At 70.6% G+C, this 24578-nt stretch carries 23 protein-coding genes; 17 read left to right on the top strand and 6 right to left on the bottom strand.

Annotated elements, in window-relative coordinates; genetic code table 11:
- The first annotated feature begins 24 nt into the window (after positions 1 to 24).
- The gene (locus BLT21_RS03010; protein WP_091499060.1) at positions 25 to 2277 is read left to right on the top strand and encodes a RelA/SpoT family protein; all 2253 of its coding nucleotides are present in this window, start codon (positions 25 to 27) and stop codon (positions 2275 to 2277) included.
- Here BLT21_RS03010 and BLT21_RS03005 read toward each other — a convergent pair.
- From BLT21_RS03005 to BLT21_RS02995, 3 genes are all read right to left on the bottom strand, one after another.
- Complete coding sequence (locus tag BLT21_RS03005; RefSeq protein ID WP_256335893.1) at positions 2264 to 2818, bottom strand: SAM-dependent methyltransferase; 555 nt, start codon at positions 2816 to 2818, stop codon at positions 2264 to 2266. The two genes, BLT21_RS03010 and BLT21_RS03005, sit on opposite strands and share 14 nt — an antisense overlap.
- Positions 2819 to 2885: 67 nt before the next feature.
- Complete coding sequence (locus BLT21_RS03000) at positions 2886 to 4148, bottom strand: DUF349 domain-containing protein (RefSeq protein ID WP_091499058.1); 1263 nt, start codon at positions 4146 to 4148, stop codon at positions 2886 to 2888.
- 68 nt (positions 4149 to 4216) lie between these two features.
- Positions 4217 to 4525: a dioxygenase gene (locus tag BLT21_RS02995; RefSeq protein WP_091499055.1), complete on the bottom strand. Its 309-nt coding sequence runs from the start codon at positions 4523 to 4525 to the stop codon at positions 4217 to 4219.
- A 101-nt stretch (positions 4526 to 4626) separates the two neighbouring features.
- Here BLT21_RS02995 and BLT21_RS02990 point away from each other — a divergent pair, with 101 nt between their 5' ends.
- From BLT21_RS02990 to BLT21_RS02915, 16 genes are all read left to right on the top strand, one after another.
- Positions 4627 to 5946, top strand: a complete 1320-nt coding sequence (locus tag BLT21_RS02990) for a replication-associated recombination protein A (RefSeq protein WP_091499044.1) — start codon at positions 4627 to 4629, stop codon at positions 5944 to 5946.
- A complete protein-coding gene (locus tag BLT21_RS02985) occupies positions 5947 to 7494 on the top strand; it encodes a tetratricopeptide repeat protein (RefSeq protein ID WP_091499039.1) in 1548 nt (515 codons plus the stop codon). It abuts the gene before it with no gap.
- Between the two features lie 156 nt (positions 7495 to 7650).
- Positions 7651 to 8280 (top strand): 30S ribosomal protein S4, encoded by a 630-nt coding sequence (gene rpsD / locus BLT21_RS02980; RefSeq protein WP_091499036.1) that lies wholly within the window; start codon positions 7651 to 7653, stop codon positions 8278 to 8280.
- A 76-nt stretch (positions 8281 to 8356) separates the two neighbouring features.
- Positions 8357 to 8695 (top strand): ATPase, encoded by a 339-nt coding sequence (locus BLT21_RS15785; protein ID WP_256335892.1) that lies wholly within the window; start codon positions 8357 to 8359, stop codon positions 8693 to 8695.
- A 67-nt stretch (positions 8696 to 8762) separates the two neighbouring features.
- Positions 8763 to 11426, top strand: coding sequence for an alanine--tRNA ligase (alaS, locus tag BLT21_RS02970; RefSeq protein ID WP_091499028.1), 2664 nt, complete (start codon positions 8763 to 8765; stop codon positions 11424 to 11426).
- On the top strand, positions 11423 to 11893 hold the full coding sequence (gene ruvX, locus BLT21_RS02965) for a Holliday junction resolvase RuvX (protein WP_091499025.1): 471 nt from the start codon (positions 11423 to 11425) through the stop codon (positions 11891 to 11893). Before alaS ends, ruvX begins: the two co-directional genes overlap by 4 nt.
- A gap of 1 nt (position 11894) precedes the next feature.
- The gene (mltG, locus tag BLT21_RS02960) at positions 11895 to 13235 is read left to right on the top strand and encodes an endolytic transglycosylase MltG (RefSeq protein ID WP_091499023.1); all 1341 of its coding nucleotides are present in this window, start codon (positions 11895 to 11897) and stop codon (positions 13233 to 13235) included.
- Positions 13216 to 14076: a shikimate dehydrogenase gene (locus BLT21_RS02955; RefSeq protein WP_091499020.1), complete on the top strand. Its 861-nt coding sequence runs from the start codon at positions 13216 to 13218 to the stop codon at positions 14074 to 14076. Before mltG ends, BLT21_RS02955 begins: the two co-directional genes overlap by 20 nt.
- Before the next feature lie 4 nt (positions 14077 to 14080).
- Complete coding sequence (gene aroC / locus BLT21_RS02950; protein WP_091499018.1) at positions 14081 to 15292, top strand: chorismate synthase; 1212 nt, start codon at positions 14081 to 14083, stop codon at positions 15290 to 15292.
- Positions 15289 to 15798 carry a shikimate kinase gene (locus BLT21_RS02945; RefSeq protein ID WP_091499012.1) on the top strand — a complete coding sequence of 170 codons (510 nt, stop codon included), beginning with the start codon at positions 15289 to 15291 and terminating at the stop codon, positions 15796 to 15798. Before aroC ends, BLT21_RS02945 begins: the two co-directional genes overlap by 4 nt.
- Positions 15795 to 16880 (top strand): 3-dehydroquinate synthase, encoded by a 1086-nt coding sequence (gene aroB, locus BLT21_RS02940; RefSeq protein WP_091499010.1) that lies wholly within the window; start codon positions 15795 to 15797, stop codon positions 16878 to 16880. The genes BLT21_RS02945 and aroB overlap by 4 nt, the downstream gene beginning before the upstream one ends.
- Positions 16877 to 17320 carry a type II 3-dehydroquinate dehydratase gene (gene aroQ, locus BLT21_RS02935; protein ID WP_091499007.1) on the top strand — a complete coding sequence of 148 codons (444 nt, stop codon included), beginning with the start codon at positions 16877 to 16879 and terminating at the stop codon, positions 17318 to 17320. The genes aroB and aroQ overlap by 4 nt, the downstream gene beginning before the upstream one ends.
- Positions 17321 to 17373: 53 nt before the next feature.
- Complete coding sequence (efp, locus tag BLT21_RS02930; protein WP_091499006.1) at positions 17374 to 17934, top strand: elongation factor P; 561 nt, start codon at positions 17374 to 17376, stop codon at positions 17932 to 17934.
- Between the two features lie 19 nt (positions 17935 to 17953).
- On the top strand, positions 17954 to 18364 hold the full coding sequence (gene nusB / locus BLT21_RS02925) for a transcription antitermination factor NusB (protein ID WP_091499004.1): 411 nt from the start codon (positions 17954 to 17956) through the stop codon (positions 18362 to 18364).
- A gap of 46 nt (positions 18365 to 18410) precedes the next feature.
- Positions 18411 to 21341, top strand: coding sequence for a DEAD/DEAH box helicase (locus BLT21_RS02920; RefSeq protein ID WP_091499000.1), 2931 nt, complete (start codon positions 18411 to 18413; stop codon positions 21339 to 21341).
- Positions 21342 to 21466: 125 nt separating this feature from the next.
- Positions 21467 to 23041: a Rieske 2Fe-2S domain-containing protein gene (locus BLT21_RS02915; protein ID WP_091498996.1), complete on the top strand. Its 1575-nt coding sequence runs from the start codon at positions 21467 to 21469 to the stop codon at positions 23039 to 23041.
- A 30-nt stretch (positions 23042 to 23071) separates the two neighbouring features.
- On the opposite strand, the gene BLT21_RS02910 is transcribed toward BLT21_RS02915, so the two are convergent.
- Genes BLT21_RS02910 through BLT21_RS02900 form a run of 3 tightly spaced genes read right to left on the bottom strand, consistent with a single transcriptional unit; the run spans position 23072 to position 24578 of the window.
- A complete protein-coding gene (locus BLT21_RS02910) occupies positions 23072 to 23950 on the bottom strand; it encodes a prenyltransferase (RefSeq protein ID WP_091498993.1) in 879 nt (292 codons plus the stop codon).
- Entirely contained in the window at positions 23947 to 24249 is a 303-nt protein-coding gene (locus tag BLT21_RS02905; protein WP_091498990.1) for a lycopene cyclase domain-containing protein, read from the bottom strand. The genes BLT21_RS02910 and BLT21_RS02905 overlap by 4 nt, the downstream gene beginning before the upstream one ends.
- Positions 24246 to 24578, bottom strand: coding sequence for a lycopene cyclase domain-containing protein (locus BLT21_RS02900; RefSeq protein ID WP_091498987.1), 333 nt, complete (start codon positions 24576 to 24578; stop codon positions 24246 to 24248). The genes BLT21_RS02905 and BLT21_RS02900 overlap by 4 nt, the downstream gene beginning before the upstream one ends.

The raw sequence follows: 24578 nt of genomic DNA, 5'->3' as shown, positions 1-24578 counted from the left end.
GGTCTGCATGGCGGAGGTGAGGGTATGACGGAAACCACCCCGCCCCCTGCCCAGAACTCGCTCCGCCGGCTCGTCCCGCGCATCTTCTCGCGGGCGGCCCCGCGCGAAGGGCTCGAGCAGCTCGTCCGCACGGTCCGGGCCCATCACCCCAAGGGCGATATCGCGATCATCGATCGGGCGTATCAGACCGCGGCCCGCGCGCACGCTCAGCAGAAGCGACAGAGCGGTGAGCCGTACATCACGCACCCGCTCGCCGTCGCGCAGATCCTGGCGGACCTGGGCCTCGGACCCCGCGCGATCGCCGCGGCGCTGCTGCACGACACCGTCGAGGACACCTCGTACGGACTCGACCAGCTGACGGCCGAGTTCGGCGACGAGGTCGCGATGCTCGTCGACGGCGTCACCAAGCTCGACAAGGTCAAATACGGCGACGCGGCGCAGGCCGAGACCGTCCGCAAGATGATCGTCGCGATGTCGCGCGACATCCGTGTGCTGCTCATCAAGCTCGCCGACCGGCTGCACAATGCGCGGACGTGGGGCTTCGTTCCCCCCGAGAAGGCGGCGAAGAAGGCGACCGAGACCCTCGAGATCTACGCACCGCTGGCGCATCGACTCGGCATCCAGGCGATCAAGAGCGAGCTCGAAGACCTGTCGTTCGCGGTGCTCCACCCGAAGCTGTACGCGGAGATCGACAGCCTGGTCAAGCAGCGCACGCCGCAGCGCGAGCAGTACCTGCAGACGGTCATCGACGCCGTCGAGAGCGATCTGCGCGAGCTGCGCATCCGCGGGCGGGTCATGGGCCGTCCGAAGCAGCTGTACTCCGTGTATCAGAAGATGGTCGTCCGGGGCCGCGAGTTCGACGACATCTACGACCTCATCGGCATCCGTGTGCTCGTCACGACGGTGCGCGACTGCTACGCCGTGCTCGGATCGATCCACGCCCGTTGGACCCCGCTTCCCGGCCGGTTCAAGGACTACATCGCCACCCCGAAGTTCAATCTCTACCAGTCGCTCCACACGACGGTCATCGGACCCGGCGGGCGCACGGTCGAGATCCAGATCCGCACCCACGAGATGCACCAACAGGCCGAGTTCGGCGTCGCGGCGCACTGGAAGTACAAGGAGCGGATGGCGGGCGGCAAGGCCGACGCCAAGGCGCTCGACAACGACATGGCGTGGCTCGCGCACATCTCCGACTGGCAGGCGGAGACCGCCGACCCGGGGGAGTTCCTCGACTCGCTGCGTTTCGAGATCGGCGCCAAAGAGGTCTACGTCTTCACGCCGAAGGGCCGGGTCGTCGGTCTTCCCGCGGGGGCGACGCCCGTGGACTTCGCGTACGCGGTCCACACCGAGATCGGCCACCGCACGATGGGGGCGAAGGTCAACGGTCGTCTCGTCCCGCTGGAGTCCAGCCTCTCGAGCGGCGATGTCGTCGAGGTCTTCACCTCGAAGAACCCCGATGCGGGTCCGAGCCAGGACTGGCTGGGCTTCGTCAAGAGCACCCGCGCGCGCAACAAGATCCGTGGCTGGTTCACGAAGGAACGACGCGAAGAGGCCGTCGAGCAGGGCAAGGACGCCATCGCGCGTGCGATGCGCCGGCAGAATCTGCCACTGCAGCGGCTCATGGGTCAGGACGCCTTCAGCGAGGTCGCACACCAGCTGCGCTACGAGGACGTCACGGCGCTCTACGCCGCCGTCGGCGAGGGACATGTCTCGACGCAGTCCGTCATCGAGAAGGTCACCGCTCTCGTCCGCGCCGAGGAGGACACCTCCACCGGTCCGATCCAGCTGCCCGCTGTGGGGCGCTCGCGTCAGAAGCGCGACAGCGACTCCGGCGTGCTGGTGCGCGGTGCGCCCGACATCCTCGTCAAGCTCGCGAAGTGCTGCACCCCGGTGCCGGGAGACGAGATCGTCGGCTTCGTCACCCGCGGTAGCGGGGTCTCGGTCCACCGCGCGGACTGCACGAACGTCGAGTCGCTCATGCGCGATCCCGAGCGGCTGATCGAGGTCACGTGGGCGCCGACCACGAAGAGCCTCTTCCTCGTGCAGATCCAGGTCGAGGCGCTCGACCGTGCCGGGCTGCTCAGCGACGTCACCCGGGTGCTGAGCGAGCACCACGTCAACATCCTGTCGGCCTCGGTGCAGACGAACAACGACCGACTCGCGCTCAGCCGGTTCGTGTTCGAAATGGGCGACACCGTGCATCTCGACCGCGTCCTCAACGCCGTGCGCCGCATCGACGCCGTCTACGACGTCTACCGCGTCACCTCGTCCTGACCTCGGCATCGCGCAGCCACGCGAGTGCCAGCCGTTTGAACGGCAACGGGCCGCTCGTGGTGAGGGAGTTCTGGGCGGCGCGGGCGAGGTCCGGGAAGATCCCGGTCATCGCTGTCGCCGCTGCGCCCGGCGCGCGTCCGTCGGACAGGGCGGCGCGGACGAGATCGCACAGCGTCCGGACCGGATCCGACACGGGCATGCCGCCGAGGTGCACCGTGTCGGCCGGGGGCAGGCGCGTGTCGCGGTAGTGCAGCCGGTGGTCGAGCACGTGATTGCGACGGCGTTCCGTGCAGCGCTGCACACTGTGCCGGGCCGGCGGGTCCGGAAGCGCACCGTGGACCCAGGCCGCCGTCTCGTGGGTCAGCGCGAGGCCGGGCGCGACGAGCGGCCGGAGCGACGCGGCCCGGAGCTCCGCGGTCTCGACCGCGTCTGCGGGCATGAACGCCTCGCCGACCTCGATGACGTCGCCGTCGATCCGTGCCGCGGCGAGCTCGGCGCTCGACAGTCGATCACCCGGGGAGTACAGGAACGGCCACACCATGCCGCCAGTCTCGCGGCCCCGCTCACCGCCCGGTCGGCGGGCAGGGGATCTGTGGAGAGTCCGTCCGTCAGCCGCCGAGGGCGCTGAGCCACGCCTTGCGGGCGCTCAGGGCATCCTTCGCCTGTGCGATGGCCCGCTTGTCTCCGGATGCCTCCGCGGCGGTGACCTCGGCCTCGAGCTTGGCGATGGCGTCGTGGAGCTGCGAGAGCATGTCGCCCTGCCGCGCCTTCGTCTCGGGGTTGTTGTTCTTCCAGTCGGCGTCCTCGCGCGAGCGCACCGACTGTTCGATCTTGCGGAGCTCGTCGTCGAGGGCGCGCTCGCGGTCGCGGGGGAAGATGCGGCCGATCTCGTCCCAGCGGCGCTGGATGCCGGTGAGCAGCGCACGTGCGGCGGCCGTGTCCTTCTCGGCGCCGACCGCGGCTGCTTCGTCGAGGAGGGCGCGCTTGGCGACGATCTTCTCCTGCGACTCCTCGGTCTCGGCCTGCTCGCGCTCGGCGCGGGCGCCGTAGAGGGCGTCGCCGGCGGCCTTGAAACGGGCCCACAGGGCGTCATCGGCCTTCTTGCCGGCCCGGCCGGACTGCTTCCACTGATCGAGCAGATCGCGGTACGCGCCGATTCCGTCCTCGCCGCGCGGGGCGAGGGCCTCCGCGCGCTCGATCAGCCGCTGCTTGGCGTCGCGAGCGCTCTTGTGCGTCTCGTCGAGGCCGGCGTAGAACTCGCGGCGGTGCTTGTCGATGATCGACCGTGCATCGCGGAAGCGCTTCCAGAGCTGCTGACCGGTGGCTCGCGGCAGGCGGGGCCCGTCGGCCTGATGACGCTGCCAGCGGTCGAAGAGGTCGGTGACCTCCGCCGACGTCTGCTTCCACTGGATCGACTTCGGGTCGCGGGCGGCGATCGCCTCGATCGCGTCGACGAGCGCGGCGCGTTCCGCGATCGCGGCGTCGAGCGCCTGCTTCGCTTCTGCCGCCTCGGTCTCCGACGCGGCGTTCAGCTCGCCCTCGAGCGTGACGAGGCGCGCGTCGAGGGCGGCGAGGTTGCCGACCGCGGCGGCACCGGAGATGCGCGAGCGCAGCGTGGCGACGGTCGACCGCAGGTCGGACGCCGACGCGCCGCCCCGCCGATGACGCACCTCGATCAGCGCGACCTCGCTGGCGAGGTCGGAGAACTTCCGTCGGAAGTAAGCGAGGGCCTCGTCCGGCGTGCCGTCGGGGTACTGGCCGACGACGCGCCACTCATCGCCTTCGCGCACGGAGACGGTGCCGTCGTCATCGACGCGGCCCCACGGGGTGTCGTCTGCGGGGGTGGTCGTGGAGTCAGGGGTGGAAGTCACGGAAGGCACCTCGTCGCGGCTCGCGCCGCATGGGGGTCAGGTCGCTGGACAGCCTAGTACGGAGGGCGTCAGGGCGTCGGGATCGACGTCGGCGTGGAGCCGGAGGGTGTCGGGTCGGGGGAGGCCGGCGGGGTCTCGGACGGCGTCGACGTCGGCGTCGGGGTCTGGTCCGGGGCGGGAGCGCCGGGGCCCGCGGTGAAGTAGAGGACCTGCGCCGAGAGCGCCGCGACGATGAGAAGGCCGCCGGCGATCGCGGCGACGATGTTGTCGCGCGTACGGCGTCGGCCGAGGCCCTCGTGGTACTCGCGCCGAGCCGCGTAGACGCGTGCCCGCTCCTGAGCCGCCCGATCGTCTCGGTTCCTGCCGCGACCTGCCACGTTGCCTCCTTCACGCCCCCGGTGTCGGGGCGCGTCCAGCCTACGGCGCGCGTTCTCGACGCGACAAAACCCCTGTCGGCGCACGCGACTAGCCTGGGAGGGTGACCGATTCGAGCGCGCTCTTCTCCGGGCAGACGCCGCTCGCCGTGCGGATGCGCCCGACCTCGCTCGACGAGGTCGCCGGGCAGGGGCATCTGCTCCGGCCCGGCTCGCCGCTCGTCGCTCTCGCGTCGCCCGACGGCAACCGGGCGGGTGCGGTGTCCGTCATCCTGTGGGGGCCTCCCGGAACCGGCAAGACGACGCTCGCGCAGGCGATCGCGCGCTCCTCCGGTCGACGCTTCGTCGAGTTGTCGGCGGTCACGGCCGGCGTGAAGGACGTCCGCGAGGTCATGCAGGAGGCCATGACCCAACGCGACCTCTACGGCATCTCGACGATCCTGTTCCTCGACGAGATCCACCGCTTCACCAAGGCGCAGCAGGATGCACTGTTGCCGGGTGTGGAGAACGGGTGGGTACTGCTCATCGCGGCGACGACCGAGAACCCCTCCTTCTCCGTCGTCGCCCCGCTGCTGTCACGGTCATTGCTCCTGACCCTGAAACCGTTGAGCGACGACGACCTGGGCGGTCTGATCGATCGCGCCGTCGGCGATGCGCGCGGGCTCGCCGGGGCGGTCGCCCTCGCCGACGACGCGCGCACCGCGCTCATCCGGCTCGCATCGGGCGACGCGCGCCGCGCCCTCACCTCGCTCGAGGCAGCGGCGACGATGGCCGACCCCGAAGAGGACGTACCGGTCATCACGGCGGAGCAGGTGGCGCAGGCCGTCGATCGCGCGCTGCTGCGATACGACCGGCAGGGCGATGAGCACTACGACGTCATCAGCGCATTCATCAAGTCCATCCGCGGATCGGATGTCGACGCGGCCATGCACTATCTGGCGCGGATGATCGAGGCGGGAGAAGACCCCCGCTTCATCGCGCGGCGCCTCGTGATATCGGCGTCGGAGGACATCGGTCTGGCCGACCCGCAGGCGCTCTCGATCGCGGTGGCCGCTGCCGACGCGGTGGCGTTCATCGGCATGCCCGAGGGTCGTATCCCGCTCGCCGAGGCGACCGCGTACCTCGCCACGACCGCCAAGTCGAACGCGGCCTACAACGCGATCAACGCCGCGATCGCCGATGTGCGTGCGGGCGGGTTCGGGCGCGTGCCCGTCCACCTGCGCGACGCCCACTACGCGGGCGCCAAGCGGCTCGGCCACGGCAAGGGGTACATCTACCCGCACGATCTCGAGGTCGGGGTGGCGACGCAGCAGTACCTGCCCGACGAGCTGCGCGGACGCCGCTATTACGAGCCGACGAATCGCGGGGTCGAGCGCGACATCGGTTCGCGTGTCGAGAAGCTGCGGAAGATCCTGGGGGACTGAATGACGACCGACCGCGTTCCCGATTGGACCCTTCTCGGCTCCGCCCTCGCGTTCGACGGCTACGTCCGCGTCCGACGGGATCGGTACCGGTTGCCGGACGGCAGCGAGAGCGATTGGGACGTCGTGGAGATCGGCGACACGGTCGCGGTCGTGGCTCTGACCCCCGATGACACCGTCGTCCTGTTCGACCAGTTCCGGGTCGGGCCGCGTCGCGTGCTCGGCGAGCTCCCGGGCGGTCTGATCGACGCCGGCGAGGATGCGGTCGGTGCGGGCGTGCGCGAGCTGCGGGAAGAGACGGGGTATCGCGCCGGTGCGGTCTTCGACGCCGGCGCCGAGTGGGCCGCCGCGAACGGCCGTCGCCGGCGGCACGTGGTGATCGCCGTCGATTGCGTGCCGGCCGGAGAGCCGACCTGGGGGGAGCACGAGAGCGGCCGGATCCGCACGATCCCATCGTCCGAGCTGCTCGAGCACCTCACCGCGGGCGAGGTCAGCGACGGGGGAGCAGCGGTGCGCGGCCTCGTCCGTTTCGCTCTGGCGTCCGACGTGGCCCCCGCCCTGCGCGCCGCGCAGCACCGGGTGCGTCGCCTACTCGCCGGAGCCGGAGAGCAGGCGCAGCCGGGATCGGCGGCGGCCGCCGAGCAGGTGGTGCCCGATCCGTACGACGCCTTCTGGCACACCGCCGACGGGAAGTCGCGGGAGTCCCTGTGGCTCGAGCTCGATGCGCTGACGCGCCGGCTCGCCCCCGGGACGGCCATCGCGGCTTACGAGCGCGCGTCGCTGCACGACTACCTCGGCGAGGAAGCCGACGCGATCCCGCTGTACCGCGAGGCGCTCGACGCGGGCCTCGCTGGTGAGCGCCGTTCGTGCGCGATCATCCAGCTCGCGAGCTCGCTGCGGAACGTCGGCGACGCATCCGGGGCACTCGCCCTGCTCCACCGCTTCCCCGCCGACGACCCGCTCGCCGACGCAGCGCGCGCTTTTGAGGCCCTCGCGCTCTTCAGCGACCACAAGCCGGCGCCCGCGCTGCGTGTCGCGCTGCGTGCGCTCGCCCCGCACCTCCCGGCCTACCGGCGGTCGATCGATGCGTATGCGGGCGAGCTGGCCGCCCCCGCGCGCATCCGCGCCATCTCCGTCGCCGTCGTGGTGCGCGACGGCCACGTGCTCGCCGAGGAGTACGTCGGGGGCCCGGGGGAGGCGCCGTTCCTGCGCGCACCGGGCGGCGGCATCGAGTTCGGCGAGAGCGCCGAGGCCGCGATGCGACGCGAGCTCCGCGAGGAGCTGGGCGTCGAGGCGACGGCGACGCGCTTGCTCGCCGTGACCGAGAACATCTTCGACCATGGGCGGAAGCGCGGACACGAGATCGCGCACGTCTTCGCGGTGCAGAGCGCTCAGCTCGACGCGATGCCGTTCGACGAGCGCCGCGACGTGCTCGACGGCGACACCACCGTCGGCTGGTACCGCATCGACGAACTGCGGGCGGGCACGACGGCGTTCTACCCCTCCGGCATCCTCGATCTCGCCATCGCGGCGTCCGCAGACCCGGTCTGATAGACTCGACCGGCTCGAAGCCCAGTTTTCGGGCATCCCTCTCCTCTGACGAAGACCTCTCGGCGTGCCCCGGCGTGCAGTCCGAGACGGGCGAGGAGATGGAGATACGTCCGTGAGTCGCGATCGTCGTGACCACGTCATCGGAAGGAGAGCTTCGTGACCACGAAGTCTCAGGACCGCCGCAAGGTGCGTCTCTCGCGCGCCCTCGGCGTCGCGCTGACCCCGAAGGCCGCCCGCTACCTCGAGAAGCGTCCCTACGCTCCGGGTGAGCACGGCCGCACCAAGCGCAAGGCCGACAGCGACTACGCCGTCCGTCTGCGCGAGAAGCAGCGTCTGCGCGAGCAGTACGGCATCCGCGAGAAGCAGATGCGCAACACGTTCAACGAGGCGCGCCGCAAGGACGGCCTGACCGGTGAGAACCTGGTCGAGCTGCTCGAGATGCGCCTGGACGCCCTCGTCGTCCGTGCCGGGTTCGCCCGCACGACCGCGCAGGCCCGCCAGCTCGTCGTGCACCGCCACATCCTCGTCGACGGCCAGCTCGTCGACCGCCCGTCGTTCCGCGTGAAGCCGGGCCAGCTCATCCACGTCAAGGAGAAGAGCGAGTCGCTCGAGCCGTTCCAGGTCGCAGCCGCCGGCGGTCACGCCGACGTCCTGCCCCCGGTCCCCGGTTACATCGAGGTCGAGCTCGACAAGCTGCAGGCGCGCCTCGTGCGTCGCCCGAAGCGCGCCGAGGTGCCCGTCACCTGTGACGTGCAGCTCGTCGTCGAGTACTACGCCGCTCGCTGATTCAGCCGTACGGCATCGCCACGAAGGGCGTCGGGTCTCCCGGCGCCCTTCGTGCTTTGCACCTAACATGGATGCCATGAAGAACGCGCTGTGGTTCGTTTTGGGCGTCGCCGGCGGTTTCGTCGCCGCGCACGTGATCAATAAGGATCCGCGCGGTCACGAGATGCTCGCCGAGGTCGATGCCCGGATCTCCGAGTTCACCGATCGCATCGGCGATGCCTATCGCGAGCAGGAGGCCCGCATCGAGGGCCTCGCAGCCGACGTCAAGGGCGCCGGGGCCGACGCGCTCGAGGCCGCTGCCGATGCCACGACCGACACCGTGGACGCGGTTGCCGACGCCGCATCGGACGTGGCAGACGCCACGCGAGACGCCGTCGCGAAGGCGAAGAACGACACCGATTCGCCCGCTCACTGACCTCTGACCCGACCACGGCGTCGCGCCCCCGGGCGCGGCGCCGACGCCTGCCTGCCGAAGGACCCCGATGAAGACCGCCGAGATCGCCCAGCGCTACCTGGACTACTTCGAGAAGAAGGGGCACACCATCGTGCCCTCCGCCTCGCTCGTCACCGACGACCCGGCGCTGCTGTTCACCGTGGCCGGCATGGTGCCCTTCATCCCGTACCTCTCCGGAGACGTGCCGCCCCCGTTCCCTCGCGCTGCCGACGTGCAGAAGTGCATCCGCACCAACGACATCGAAGAGGTCGGCAAGACTCCGCGGCACGGCACGTTCTTCCAGATGCTCGGCAACTGGTCCTTCGGGGACTACTTCAAGGAAGGCGCCATCACGTTCGCCTGGGAGCTCCTGACGAGTCCCGAGTCCGAGGGCGGTCTCGGGTTCGACCCGAAGGACCTGTGGGTCACCGTCTACGAGGAGGACGACGAGGCGCGCGAGCTGTGGCTGCGGCTCTCGAGCCTGCCGGACGAGCGCATCCAGCGCCTCGGAAAGGACACCAACTACTGGAGCACGGGTCTGCCGGGTCCGGCGGGGCCGTGCTCCGAGATCTTCTTCGACCGGGGTCCCGCCTACGGCGTCGACGGCGGACCCGCCACCGACGACGATCGCTACGTCGAGATCTGGAACCTCGTCTTCATGCAGTACGAGATCGCGGACGTGCGATCGAAGTACGACTTCACGATCGTCGGTGATCTGCCGAACCAGAACATCGACACCGGCATGGGGCTCGAGCGCGTCGCCTTCATCAAGCAGGGCGTCGACAACATGTACGAGACCGACCAGGTGCGTCCGGTGCTCGATCGAGCGGTGGAGCTCTCGGGCAAGACCTACGGAGAGAACCACGACGACGACGTCCGCTTCCGCGTCATCGCCGACCACGTGCGCTCGTCGCTCATGCTGCTCTCCGACGGTGTCACGCCCTCGAACGACGGGCGCGGCTACATCCTGCGCCGTCTCATGCGGCGCGCCATCCGGTCGATGCGCCTGCTGGGCGTCGACGGGCCGAGCTTCGCCGAGCTCTTCGCGGCCTCGCGCGACGCGATGAAGGAGGCGTACCCCGTCGTCGAGACCGATTACGCCCGCCTCTCGCAGTACGCGCTGGCGGAAGAGGCGACCTTCCTGCGCACGCTCGAGGCCGGCTCCGAGCTGCTCGACGAGTCTGTCGCCAAGGCGAAGGCTGCCGGCGGCGGGCAGTTGAGCGGTGCTCAGGCATTCCTGCTCCACGACACCTACGGGTTCCCGATCGACCTCACCCTCGAGATCGTCGAAGAGGCGGGTCTGAGCGTCGATCGCAACGCCTTCGACACCCTCATGCAGGAGCAGCGGGAGCGCGCGAAGGCCGATGCGCGGTCGCGCAAGGGACAGCTGGCCGACACGAGCGTCTACCGGGACTTCCGAGCGCAGGGCGAGACCGTGTTCACCGGATACACCGAGCTCGAGACCGGCTCGCGTGTGCTCGGCATCCTCGTCGGCGGCGTGTCGGTCGATCGCGCGAGCCACGGGCAGATCGCCGAGGTGATCCTCGCCGAGACCGCCCTGTACGCCGAGTCCGGCGGGCAGGTCGCCGACCGGGGGATCATCGTCGGTCCCGGGTACGAGCTCGAGGTGCTCGACGTGCAGAAGCCGGTGCCCGGTCTCGTCAGCCACACCGTCGAGGTCAGCACCGGCGAGGTGGCGGTGGGTGAGGCCGCGACGACCGTGGTCGACGCGGCGAACCGCCGAGCCGCCCAACAGGCGCACTCCGCGACGCACCTCGTGCACGCCGCGCTGCGTGACACGCTCGGCAAGAGCGCGACGCAGGCGGGTTCGCTCAACCGCGCCGGCTACCTGCGCTTCGACTTCTCGTGGGGGCAGGCCCTGTCGCCCGAGACGCGCACCGAGATCGAGGAGATCGCGAACAACGCGGTGCGCGACAACCTCGAGGTGACGACGCGCATCATGTCGCTCGACGAGGCCAAGGCGGCCGGCGCCATGGCGCTGTTCGGCGAGAAGTACGGCGAGACCGTCCGCATGGTCGACATCGGCGGTCCCTGGTCGCGCGAGCTCTGCGCGGGCACGCACGTCGGGTCGAGCGCCGAGGTGGGGCTCATCAACCTGATCGGCGAGTCGTCGGTCGGCGCGTCGAACCGCCGCGTCGAGGCGCTGGTGGGCCAGGACGCGTTCCGCGAGCTGGCGGCCGAGCGGGCGATCGTGTCGCAGCTCACCAGCTCGCTCAAGACGCCCCGCGACCAGCTCGCGACGCGCGTCGCCGAGCTCGCCGCGAACCTTCGAGCGGCCGAGAAGCGCATCGCGCAGTTCGAGGCGCGTGCCCTCGCCGACCGGCTGCCGCAGCTCGTGTCGACCGCCGCGACCGCAGGATCGTTCCAGGTGGTCGCCGAGTCCCTCGGCTCGGCCGGGTCGGCCGACGACGTGCGCGCCCTCGCCCTGCAGGTCCGCGACCGACTCGGTGCCGACGCAGCGGCCGTCGTCGCGCTCGGCGCGGTCGTGGGTGAGCGTCCTGTCGTCGTGGTCGCTACGAACGAGACCGCGCGCGCCGCGGGTGCGAAGGCCGGGGTCCTCGCCAAGGCCGCGGCCGCGGCGCTCGGCGGTGGCGGCGGCGGACGCGACGACGTCGCGCAGGGCGGGGGGACCGACGCTGCGGCGCTTCCCGCGGCGCTCGTCGCCGTCCGCGAGGCGGCCGGCGGCCTGTGAGCGGCTTCCGCCCGGGTGTGCGACTCGGGGTCGACGTCGGCACCGCACGCATCGGGATCGCCCGATGCGATCGCGACGGCCTGCTGGCCGTCCCCGTCGAGACGGTGCCCCGCGGCGAGGGCGATCTCGCCCGCATCGCCCGCCTCGCGGCGGAGTACGACGCGGTCGAGCTCGTCGTCGGGCTGCCCGTGGCGCTGAGCGGTCGCGAGACCGCGTCGACCGCGGATGCCCGCGGATTCGCCGAGGACCTGGCCGCCGCCGGCCACGTCGTCCGACTCGTCGACGAGCGTCTGAGCACCGTCAGCGCTCACAGCGCGTTGCGCGGTTCGGGCCGATCGCAGCGATCCTCTCGTAGCATTGTTGACCAGGTCGCCGCCGTAGTGCTCCTCCAGCAGGCACTCGACGTCGAGAAGAGCACCGGTAACCCGCCCGGTGCTTCCGTCGCACCCTCGCAGGAGCACCCCTGACATGACTGACCTTCCGCCGCAGGACGGCTCGACACCCACGAGCCGCCGCGCTGCCCGCGCCGCCGCGCAGAACCCGGTGGAGGTCGAGCCCGCGCCCGCCTCTCGACACCTCGGGTCGCCCGAGGCCGCCCGCGAGGAGGTCGCCGTCGGCTCCTCCGGGCAGCAGCCACGACGTTCCGCGCCCGCGGCGGGAACGCTCGACGCGCTCTTCACGGGCGAGGTCAGCACGCACGACGTCGGCGACATCCCGAGCCGCGACGATCGCGACCGGCGCAAGAGCCGCATCGCCAAGTGGATCGTGCTCGTGGTCGTGCTCGCCATCGTCGGTGGGATCGGAGCGGGTGCGGCATGGGTGTGGAACACGTACGAGTCCCAGATCCGCTCGGTGATGGGCTGGGAGGAGCCCAAGGACTTCGCCGAGGGAGAGGCGACGGGTGAGGTGCTCGTGACCGTGGTCAGCGGCGACACGGGCTCCACCATCTCGCAGACGCTCTTCGACCAGGGCGTGACCAAGACGTCGACGGCCTTCTACGACCACCTCATCGCGACCGCGCAGGACCCGCCCTTCCAGCCCGGCGTGTACGCGCTGCAGGAGCGGATGACCTCGGCCGCCGCACTCGAGCGCATCCTCGATCCCGAGAGCAAGCGCGAGAACGCCGCGCAGGTGCGTGAGGGACTCACGGTGGAGCAGACCGTGGAGATCCTCGCTGAAGGCACCTCATCGCCCATCGAGGACTTCCAGGCGGCGGTCGCCGACCCGTCGGTCTACGGCGTCACCGCGGACTCGCTCGAGGGGTGGCTCTTCCCCGCGACCTACCAGTTCGACCCCGGCACGGCCGCGACCGACATCGTGCGCACGATGGTCGACCGGACGATCCAGTCGCTCGACGCGGCGGGCGTGCCCCAGGAGCGCCGCGAGGAGATCCTCACGACGGCCTCGATCATCCAGCGGGAGGCGCGGCTGCCGGACGACTTCGCCAAGGTGTCGCGCGTCATCGCGAACCGCCTCGCCGACGGCATGCGCCTGCAGATGGACTCGACCGCGCAGTTCGGCTACGACGAGATGCACGACGGCACGGCGAGCTCGTCGGCCGCGGCCCTCGAGGACGACAACGCCTGGAACACGTACGTCCGCGACGGCCTCCCGGTCGGACCCATCGCGAACCCCGGGGATGTCGCCATCCAGGCCGCCATGAACCCCGCGGAGGGCCCGTGGCTCTACTTCGTGACATGGAACATGGACACCGGAGAGACGATCTTCTCGGCGACGTACGAGGAGCATCAGGCGGGCATCCGGCAGTGGAACGAGTGGTGCGAGGCGAATGACAACCGCGGCTGCTGATGCCGCCACGACCGTGGCCCGACGCTTCGAGGTGTGGGGCTCGCCGATCGAGCACAGCAAGTCGCCGCGGTTGCACGCGGCCGCCTACGACGTGCTGGGCCTGCCGTGGCGCTACGACCGGCGCCGCGTCGACGAGGGATCGTTCGCGCACGAGCTCGGCGGTCTGCCTCCCGAGTTCCACGGTCTCTCGCTGACGATGCCGCTGAAGACACTCGCCTTCGCCGCCGGGCGTGAGCGGGATGCCGCCGCGGAGGCCACCGGGGCCGCGAACACGCTCGTGCGCGCGGGCGACGGCTGGGCGGCGTTCAACACCGACGTCGGCGGTCTGGCGGTCGCGCTCCGTGAGATCGGAGCAGCCGGGTCGGCACGCGCACGCATCGTGGGCGCCGGCGCGACGGCGACGTCCGCCCTGCTCGCGCTCGAGCGCGTCGGCGTCGGCACCGTCGACATCGCCGCGCGCCGGCCGGCGGCGGCCGAGCCGCTGCGCGACCTCGCCGAACGCCGGGGGATGAGCGCGACCATCTCCCCGATGAGCGATCCCGCGGGCGACGCCGCCGTGACCATCTCGACGCTCGCTGGCGACGCTGTGGTCGACGACGATGTCGCTGCACGTCTCGCCGACCGGGGCGGCATCCTGTACGACGTCGTCTACGGCACGTGGCCGACCACGCTCGGGGCGGCGTGGCAGCGCGCCGGGCAGGCCGCCGAGCCGGGGATGACGATGCTGCTGCACCAGGCGGTGCTCCAGATCCGCATCTTCGCGACCGGCTCGCCCGAGGACCCGCTGCCCGACGAGCACGACGTGGTCGCCGTCATGCGCCGCGCGCTCATGGGAGGATAGACGAATGCTCCGCGTGCTCACGGCCGGCGAATCGCACGGCCCCGAACTCGTCGCCCTCATGGAGGGCCTCCCCGCCGGCGTGCCTGTTTCGCGTGCCGCCATCCAGGCCGACCTCGCCCGCCGCAAGCTCGGCTACGGCCGCGGCTCGCGCATGAAGTTCGAAGAGGACGAGCTCACGATCTCCACGGGCGTCCGCCACGGTCTCAGCCTCGGCAGCCCGATCGCGTTGCGCATCGCCAACACCGAGTGGCCCAAATGGGTCGAGGTGATGAGCCCCGAGCCCATCGAGCTGACCGAGAAGTCGCGCGGGCGCGGCGCGGCGCTGACCCGCCCGCGACCCGGCCACGCCGATCTCGTGGGGATGCAGAAGTACGGCTTCGATGAGGCCCGCCCGATCCTCGAGCGTGCCAGCGCGCGCGAGACCGCCGCCCGCGTCGCGCTCGGTGCCGTCGCGCGCTCGTTCCTCGGCGAACTCGGCATCCGGCTCGTCAGCCACACCCTCTCGATCGGGCCCGTCCGCGTGCCCGAGGGCGCGGCGCTGCCGATGCCCGACGACGTCGACGCGCTCGACGCCGATCCGCTGCGGTGCTTCCACGGCGAGACCTCCGCGGCCATGGTCGCCGAGGTCGACGCGGCCAAGAAGGACGGGGACACCCTGGGCGGGATCGTCGAGGTGCTGGCATACGGACTGCCGCCGGGCCTCGGATCTCACGTGCAGTGGGACCGTCGCCTCGATGCGAAGCTGGCCCAGGCGCTCATGGGCATCCAGGCCATCAAGGGCGTCGAGGTGGGTGACGGCTTCGAGACCACGCGCCGTCGCGGCTCCGCGGCACACGACGAGCTCTTCGCTACAGATGGCGGCATCGCCCGCGCGAGCGACAAGGCCGGCGGCACGGAGGGCGGGATGTCCACCGGCACCGTGCTGCGCGTGCGTGCCGGCATGAAGCCGATCGCGACCGTTCCGAAGGCCCTTCGCACCGTCGACGTCGTCTCGGGCGAGTCGGCGACGGCGCACCACCAGCGCTCCGACGTCTGCGCCGTGCCGGCCGCCGGAGTCGTCGCCGAGGCGATGGTCGCGATCGTGCTCGCCGAGAGCGTGCTCGAGAAGTTCGGTGGTGACAACGTCGCCGAGACGCGGCGCAACCTCCAGGGGTACCTGGCCGCTATCCCCGAGACCCTGCGCTCGGCCGCGCTCAGCGACGACGCGATCGGATGACCGACCCCGCGATCGTCCTGATCGGGCCGATGGGCGCGGGGAAGTCGAGCATCGGCAAGAAGCTCGCCCGCGCCCTCGGGACGACGTTCACCGACAGCGACGGTCTCATCGTCCGCGATCACGGCCCGATCGAGCAGATCTTCACCGAGCACGGCGAGGCGCGGTTCCGGGCGCTCGAGCGGGAGGCCGTCGACCAGGCCCTGTCGCGGGGCGGCGTCGTCGCCCTCGGCGGCGGCGCGGTGCTCGATCCCGACACGCAGCGACGGCTCGGCGCGCACCGCGTCGTGCTGCTGACCGTGTCGGAGCAGACGGTCGCCTCGCGTCTCGCGGGCACACGACGCCCGCTGCTGCAGGGCGAGGACCCCGTGCGCCGATGGCGCGAGGTGAGCGAGAGCCGTCGTCAGCTCTACGAGAGCCTCGCCGCCGCCCGATTCGACACATCCACCGGCCGCATCCAGGACATCGTCGACGCCATCGCGGCGTGGGCGCAGGAGGGAACGCCATGAGCGACACCACCGGAACCACCGTCATCCCCGTCGCGGGCGCATCGCCCTACGACGTCACCATCGGTCGCGACATCCTGTCGCTGGTCGGGTCGGCGCTCCCCGAGGGCGCGCGCAAGGTGCTCATCGTGCACCCCCCGACGCTGTCCGCTCAGGCCGAGCGCCTGCGCGAGATGCTGGGAGTCGATCGGCAGGTGCTGCTCGCCGAGATCCCCGACGCCGAACAGGGCAAGCGCGTCGAGGTCGCCGCGTTCTGCTGGCAGGTGCTCGGCCAGGCCGACTTCACCCGCACCGACGCCGTCGTGGGCTTCGGCGGCGGCGCGGTCACCGACCTCGCCGGCTTCGTGGCGGCGACCTGGCTGCGAGGCATCGCCGTCGTCCAGGTCCCGACCACGGTCCTCGGCATGGTCGACGCCGCCGTCGGAGGCAAGACCGGCATCAACACCGCCGAGGGGAAGAACCTCGTCGGGGCGTTCTGGCCGCCCGCCGCGGTCGTCTGCGACCTGGACCTGCTCGACGGGCTCTCTCGCAACGAGCGCGTGGCCGGCTTCGCCGAGGTCGTGAAGGCCGGCTTCATCTGGCATCCCGAGATCCTCGACCTCATCGAGGCCGATCCCGAGGCCGCCGTCGATCCCCGGAGCGACGCCTTCCGTCGCAGCATCGAGCTCGCGATCGACATGAAGGCGAAGGTCGTCGGGGAGGACCTGCGCGAGGCGGGTCTGCGCGAGGTGCTGAACTACGGGCATACCCTCGGGCACGCGATCGAGCACGCGGAGCGCTATCAGTGGCGTCACGGCGCCGCGATCTCGGTCGGGATGATGTTCGCCGCCGAGCTCTCCCGCTTGGCCGGACGGTTGCCGGATGCGGCGGCGCAGCGCCACCGTGACATCCTCGAGACCCTGGGCCTGCCGACCTCGTACCGATCCGGAGCATGGCGCCAGCTGCTCGCGACGATGCAGCGTGACAAGAAGACGCGCGGCTCGATGCTCCGGTTCATCGTCCTGGACGACATCGCGAAGCCGACCGTGCTGCAGGCCCCCGACGAGTCGCTGCTGTTCGCCGCGTACCAGGAGGTGGGAGCGTGACCGGTCCCCGCCGGCTGCTGCTCGTGAACGGGCCGAACCTGAACCTGCTCGGCACGCGCGAGCCCGAGATCTACGGCCGGGAGACGCTCGCCGACGCCGAGGCCCTCGTCACCGCGACCGCCGCCGCGCGCGGTTTCGAGGTGCGCTGCCTGCAGAGCAACCACGAGGGCGTCCTGATCGACGCGATCCATGCCGCACGTGAGGACTGCGCGGGCATCGTGATCAACCCGGGCGGCCTCACGCACACGTCGGTCGTGCTGCGCGACGCGCTCGCGGGAGTCGCGCTGCCGGTGGCCGAGATCCACGTCTCGAACGTCGCCGAGCGCGAGACGTTCCGACACCACTCCTACGTCGCGGACATCGCGTCCGTCCATGTCGTCGGCGAGGGCGTCGCCGGCTACGCACGGGCGACGCAGCAGCTGCTCGACATCCTCGCGTAGAATCGATCGTCGGCCCGTCGGCCGCCCGACCTCACGAACGGAACTCCACACTCATGGCATCGACCGCAGACATCAAGAACGGCGTCGTCCTCAGCATCGACGGTCAGCTCTGGAACGTCATCGAGTTCCAGCACGTCAAGCCGGGCAAGGGCGGTGCGTTCGTCCGCACGAAGCTGAAGAACGTCCTGTCGGGCAAGGTCGTCGACCGCACCTACAACGCCGGCGCGAAGATCGACATCGAGAACGTCGACCGTCGCGACTTCACCTACCTCTACAACGACGGCGACAACTTCGTCTTCATGGACGTCGAGGACTACGACCAGATCAACGTCGCGGCCGCCACCGTCGGCGACGCCAAGAACTACCTGCTCGAGAACCAGCAGGTCCAGATCGCCCTGAACAACGGCAACCCGCTGTACATCGAGCTCCCGGCGTCGGTCGTCCTCGAGATCACCTACACCGAGCCCGGTCTGCAGGGCGACCGCTCGTCGGCCGGCACGAAGTCGGCGACGGTCGAGACCGGCTACGAGATCCAGGTGCCGCTCTTCGTCGAGCAGGGCACGAAGGTCAAGGTCGACACCCGCACGGGTGACTACCTCGGTCGCGTCAACTGAGAGCGACGGCGCCCTCCCGATGAGTGCCCGGTCCAAGGCGCGCAAGCGCGCCCTCGACATCCTCTACCAGTCCGACATCCGCGGCGACGACCTCGGCGTGACCCTCGCCGCCGAAGCCAAGCGCGCGGCACTCGAGCCCGCCCGCGAGGCATCGTGGCTCTACGCGCGCGAGATCATCGACGGCATCATCGACAACCGCGACGAGATCGACGAGCAGATCACCACGTTCGCGAAGGACTGGTCGCTCGCACGCATGCCCGCGGTCGACCGCGCCATCCTGCGCCTAGGGGTGTGGGAGATCGTCTACAACGACGGCGTGCCCGCGGCGGTCGCGATCGACGAGGCGGTCGAGCTGGCGAAGGAGTTCTCGACCGACGGATCGGGCGCCTTCGTGCACGGCGTGCTCGGTCGCGTCGCGCGACTCGGCTGACCGACGTCCGAGGCGCGCGAGAGGATCCTCGGGTGAGGACCGACTCGTGAACGATCGCACCGCAGCCTCCTGGCGCTCCGTGCTCGCTCCCACGGCGTCCGGCGAGACGGCCGTCGCGCTGGGGGTGCAGCTCCGGCAGCGCGAGAGCGCATCCGAGGCGCACTGGGGTCCGCGGCGCGTGCAGCCGGCGACCCCGCGCAGCGTCGCCACCTCCGACGGCGAGCTGCGCCTCGCCGTCCGGCCGCTGTCGCGGAGCGGCGCCAGCGGGCGCTGGGTGCAGGGCGACGAGACGTGGGAGTCGCTCCGGCGCGGCGCCTGGCGCGTGGATGCGGCGCGCGCGCGCTGGTTCTCGACGCTGTACGGGATCGCGCACGATGCCCGGCTGCTCGGTGGGTTCGGCGACTCCGACTGGCTGACCCTCGACGGAGCCGACTCCGAGCTGCTCTGGCCGCATCTGCGCGCAGCGGCCGGGCTCGGCATCCCGATCGTCCCGACCCGCCCCGACCAGGAGATCCGCCTGGCGGACGCGGCGTCGGTGGACGTTCGCGTCGACGACGTCGCGGGCGCCCTGCGGCTGGCCGCGGTCGTGCGCGTCGGCGACGTCGTCGCCGAGCGAGCGCGACCCCTCGGCCATGTCGGGGTCTACGCGGTCGAGCAGGTGGGTGACGCCCTGCACGTGGTGTTCGCTCCCGCGATGCTCGGCGTCGGCATCCGAGCGCTGCTCGCCGCCGGGGGACCGGTGACCGTTCCGCCTGACGAGCGCCGCGAGTTCTTTCGCGACGCCTACCCGCGGCTCGCGCGCGAGGCGACGGTCGTCGCGTCGGCAGGGGTGAGCCTGCCGGCTCCCGAGCGGACGACGGCGGTCGTCGCGGTCGAGCAGCGTCCGCGGGACGAGCTCGTGTATGCGATCGTCTGGCAGGTGCCCGGCAGCGGACGGGTCCCGTGGGACGAACGGCCCGATTCCGACGATGGACGCGGCGTGTTGCGGGGGGCTCTCGAAGCCGCGTGGTCGGCCGTGACCGACGAGCCGTTCCTGCCCTCGGGGCAGCGGAGCGGTGTCGGAGCGGCGGAGTTCACGGCCGAGGTGCTGCCGGCGCTGCAGCGCCTCGACGGAGTCCACGTCGAGACCTCCGGCGTATCACGGGCTTATCGCGAGCTGTCGGGCGATCCGCGCATCACCGTCCGGACCGTCGAGACGACCGATGCCGACTGGTTCGAGCTCGGCGTGCACGTCGAGATCGAGGGGCGGCGCATCCCGTTCCGCCCGCTCTTCACGGCGCTCGCCCAGCGGCGGAAGAAGATGCTCCTCTCGGACGGGGCGTACTTCGCCCTCGCGCATCCTGCGCTCGACCGGCTGCGCGACCTGATCGAGGACTCGCGCGACCTGGTCGAGTGGGAGGCCGGCAGCACGCGCGTGAGCCGGTATCAGCTGCAGCTCTGGACCGATTTCGAGGACCTCGCCGACGAGGCGGAACCCGCGGCCCGCTGGCGATCCTCCGTCGAGGCGATGCGCTCGGGTGGTCGCACCGGGGGTGCGGAGGACTTCCCGGGAATCCGCCCGCCTCAAGGCGTGGTGGCCACCCTTCGGCCGTATCAGCACGACGGCCTCGCCTGGCTCTCGGCGCTCCATGACGCGAGGCTGGGCGGCATCCTCGCCGACGATATGGGGCTCGGCAAGACGCTGCAGCTGCTCGCTCTTCTCGAACGGGCGCGCGAGGCCGGCGAGACGCGTCCGGCGCTCGTCGTCGCGCCGACCTCCGTCGTGTCGTCCTGGCGCGATGAGGCAGCTCGTCACGTCCCCGGGATGCGGGTGCGGGTGGTCGATGCGACGGGGACCCGCCTCGACGGGCTCGATGCCGACGTCGTCATCACCTCGTACGCCGTCCTGCGCCTGGACGCGCCGTCATTCGCCGCGACCACGTGGTCGACCCTCGTCCTCGACGAGGCCCAGTACGTGAAGAACCCTCGCACGCGGGTCCATCGTGCGGCGCTCGATCTGCGGGCCGACGTCGTGTTCGCCGCGACCGGCACCCCGCTCGAGAACAGCCTCGTCGACCTCTGGGCGATCCTCTCGCTCACCTCGCCCGGCCTGTTCCCCTCGGCCCGTCGATTCCGCGAGGAGTACGTCACGCCCATCGAGCGGGGACGGGTCGACGAGAACCTCGAGGGCGGGCCTGCTCGGGAGCGTCGGCTGGGCCGCCTGCGCCGTCGGCTCCGCCCGTTCCTGCTGCGCCGAACCAAGGACATCGTCGCGCCGGAGCTGCCGCCCCGCCAGGAGCAGGATGTGCTCGTCGAACTCTCGAGCGGGCACCGTGCGGTGTACGAGCGGGTCCTGCAGCGCGAACGCCGAAAGGTGCTGGGCCTCCTCGACGACCTCGACAGTCAGCGCTTCATCGTCTTCCGTTCGCTGACCCTCCTGCGCCTGCTCGCGCTCGCCCCGGGACTGGTCGACGCCGGCGGGCCCGGCCTCGTCCCGAGCAAGCTCGACGCCCTCCGGGGGCGCCTCGACGCCGTCATCGCCGAGGGGCATCGCGCGCTCGTGTTCAGCCAGTTCACCTCGTTCCTGGACATCGTCGAGGCCGATCTGCGAGCCGCCGGCATCGGCGTCGTCCGACTCGACGGCTCGACGACGCGTCGCGCCGAGGTGGTCGAGGCGTTCCGGCAGGGTCAGGATCCGGTGTTCCTCATCAGCCTCAAGGCCGGAGGGGTGGGCCTGACCCTGACAGAGGCGGACTACGTGTTCCTCCTCGATCCGTGGTGGAATCCGGCCGCCGAGCAGCAGGCCATCGACCGCGCGCACCGCATCGGGCAGGAACGTCCGGTCACGGTCTACCGCCTGGTCGCGGCCGGCACGATCGAAGAGAAGGTCGTCGACCTGCAGCGACGCAAGGCCCGCCTGATCGGAGCGGTCCTCGACGACGACGGCGCGTTCTCCACGGCGCTCACCGCGGACGACATCCGCGATCTCCTCGCGTGACCGTGGCGCAGGGGTGCCGTGGCCCACGTGTGTGCCGCTCCCGGGCGATCTGACACGGCCGCCCACAGCCGGCGCTCGGCGAGGGCTCACGTAGACTCGATCAGTCGCAACAGGAGGTCACCGTCATGCGCATCACAGGCCTGGGACACGCCGGAATGTTCATAGAGACGGCAGGGGGCAGCATCCTCTGCGACCCGGTCGTCGGACCGAGCTTCTTCGGATCGTGGTTCCCGTTCCCCGACAACCGCGGCCTCGACTGGGAGCGGTTCGGTCGAGCCGACTTCCTCTACATCTCGCACCGCCACCGCGATCACTTCGACCCCGCGCTGCTCCGCGCGCACGTCCCCACCGACATCCGCGTGCTGCTGCCCGACTATCCGACGGACGACCTCGAGCGCGACCTGCGCGATCTCGGCTACGAGAACATCATCTACACCCAGGCGGGGGTGCCCCTCGAGTTCGGCGACCTGAAGGTGATGGTGACGCCCCTGCGCGCTCCGAGCGACGGGCCGATCGGCGACTCGTCGCTCTCGGTCGACGACGGCACGGCCTCGATCCTGAACCAGAACGACTCGCACCCGCTCGATCTCGAGAAGCTGCTCTCGTTCGGCACCCCGGAGGCGTACTTCACCCAGGTGTCCGGCGCGATCTGGTGGCCGATGGTCTACGACCTGCCGCAGGACGCGAAGCAGAACTTCGCCCAGTTGAAGCGCGACGCGCAGAACAAGCGTGCGATGTACTACATCGACAAGGTCGACGCGCCGCACGTCTTCCCCATGGCGGGGCCGCCGATGTTCCTGCGCGACGAGCTGTTCCGCTACAACGGCTGGGGAGAGCAGGACGACTCGATCTTCACCGATCAGGCGCAGTTCCTCGCCCATATGGCCGAGGAGCGTCCCGATCAGAAGGGCTACCTCTTCGTCCCCGGGACCCAGGTCGACCTGAACGGCGGCGAGCTCGAGATCTCCCAGACCCTGTACACCGACGCCGAGATCGAGCGGATCTTCTCGGACAAGTGGGCGTACCTCGCCGAGCAGCGCGACAGTCGGCAGGCCGAGGTGCGCGCCGAGGTCGAGCGCCGTGCGCCGATCCTTCCGCCCGACGAGATGCTCGCCGCGATCAAGCAGTGGTGGGAGCCGCTGCTGCGCCGCGCGCGGACCATCCGCAACGGCGTCGGCGGGATGGTGCGCTTCCGCATCGGCGACCTCGATATGGTCGTCGATTTCCCCAAGGCGAAGGTGCGCGAGTACGCGGGGGAGGAGTGCATCTACTGGTACACGATCCCCGCCGACCTCGTTTCGACGAACATCCGCGATCACGAGATCGACTGGTCGAACTCGATCTTCCTCTCGATGCAGTTCGAGGTGGGGCGCAGCGGCAAGTTCAACGAGTTCCTGACGACCTTCCTCAAGTGCCTCTCGCGCGACCGTATCGAGTACGTCGAGAACTGGTACGCGGAGCAGTCCGATCAGACCGAGGACGCCGAGCTCGGCGATTGGACCGTGCAACGGCGCTGCCCGCACCTGCGCGCCGATCTCACCAAGACCGGGAAGATCGAGGACGGCGTGCTGACCTGCTCGCTGCACGACTGGAAATGGGACCTCGCGACGGGGCGCTGCCTCACGACGCAGGGACACCCCATCCGCTCGAGCCGCATCATCGAGACGGCCGGTGCCACGTCACCGATCCCCACGGCCTGACCGGGCGGAACCGACCGCGCTGGTGGCGGCTCACTCCGTGAGCAGCCACCAGCCGGCGAGCAGCAGGGTCACGAGGAACCCGGCGAGCTGATTGAGCCACAGGAACCGATCCCACCCGGTCGTCGCGCGCTCGCACGTCTCGTCGGTGATGTCGCGGTACGGCCACAGGGTCACGAGGTAGGGCACGGCCACGAGGGCGGCGAGCTGGCCGGGCCATGCGGTCGCGAGCATCAGAGCACCGGCGGCCGCATAGCACGTGAGTGCGAAGCGGACGGTCCACCGGGCACCGCGGACCGTCGCTATCGACGCGATGCCCGCCTCGCGGTCGGCCAGGACGTCCTGCACGGCGCCGAAGGCGTGCGAGGCCACGCCCCACGCCGCGAACGCGACCAGGATGACACTCAGCTGCCAGGTCCAGGTGGCGCCGGCCAGAACCAGGCCGTAGACGGCGGGCGAGAAGAAGTGGATGCTGCTGGTCATCGAATCGGCGAACGGGCGTTCCTTCAGGCGCAGCGGCGGTGCGCTGTAGAACACCACGAAGAAGAGGCTCGAGGCGAGCACCAGCCACGAGAGCGGTGACCCGACGATCGCCAGATACACGACGAACGGCAGGCACGACAGCGCCGCGGCCCACAGGGTGGCGCGGTGCACGGTGCGGTCGAGGATCGCGCCGTGCGCGCCGCCCTTACGCGGGTTGCGCAGATCCGACTCGTAGTCGAAGACGTCGTTGATGCCGTACATCGCCAGGTTGTAGGGCACGAGGAAGAAGAGGGTGCCGATGATCAGGGTGGCGTCGATCTCGCGGGTCGTGAGCAGGTAGGCGGCCGCGAAGGGGTAGGCGGTGTTGATCCAGCTCACCGGTCGCGAGGCGACGAACAGCTGGCGAGGCAGCGATCGGGTCGCGGTCATCTGTCGGGCCTTTCCAGAAAGGACGCGATGGCGGGCACGAGGAAGGCCGCGCACAGGGGATAGGCGAAGTCCTCGATCGGGGCGAGACCGATGCGGACCCCGCTGAGGTGCTCCTCGGGATAGGTGAACAGGCCCACGGCGATCATGACGTTGTCGAAGACCGCCGTCAGCACGATGAGAGCGACAGCCGCTGCCGTGGACCAGACCATCCGCGCGCCGAAGCGCGGTCGTCGCGCCGAGATCAGCGTGACCACAGCGGTCACGACGATGAACGGTACGACGATCAGCGCATAGGTCATGGCGCCGCATCCGTTCTGCGAGCGTCACCGCGGCGGCGCGCGGCTCCCGCGAGCACGAGCGCGAGGTAGCTGAGGAAGAGCAGGAAAATCGGCTCCTCGAGCGGCAGGTGCGGGGCGAGATCGATGCCGAGCAACAGCGAGCTGTCGCCCTTCACGAAGACGCCCGTCGCGATGCCCACGGCGTCCCAGACCAGGAAGAACACCGCGCCGACGCACGAGGCGACGACCGTGCGACGACGGTCGCGCCAGAAGGCCAGGCGGAACCGGCGATCGAGCAGCCCGACCCCGCAGAGCGAGCCGAGCAGGGCGACGAGGTACAGGCCCGCCAC

The sequence above is a fragment of the Microbacterium sp. cf332 genome, from assembly GCF_900102175.1.
Classification (GTDB): domain Bacteria; phylum Actinomycetota; class Actinomycetes; order Actinomycetales; family Microbacteriaceae; genus Microbacterium.
This window is presented reverse-complemented; position numbering and strand designations above follow the sequence as displayed.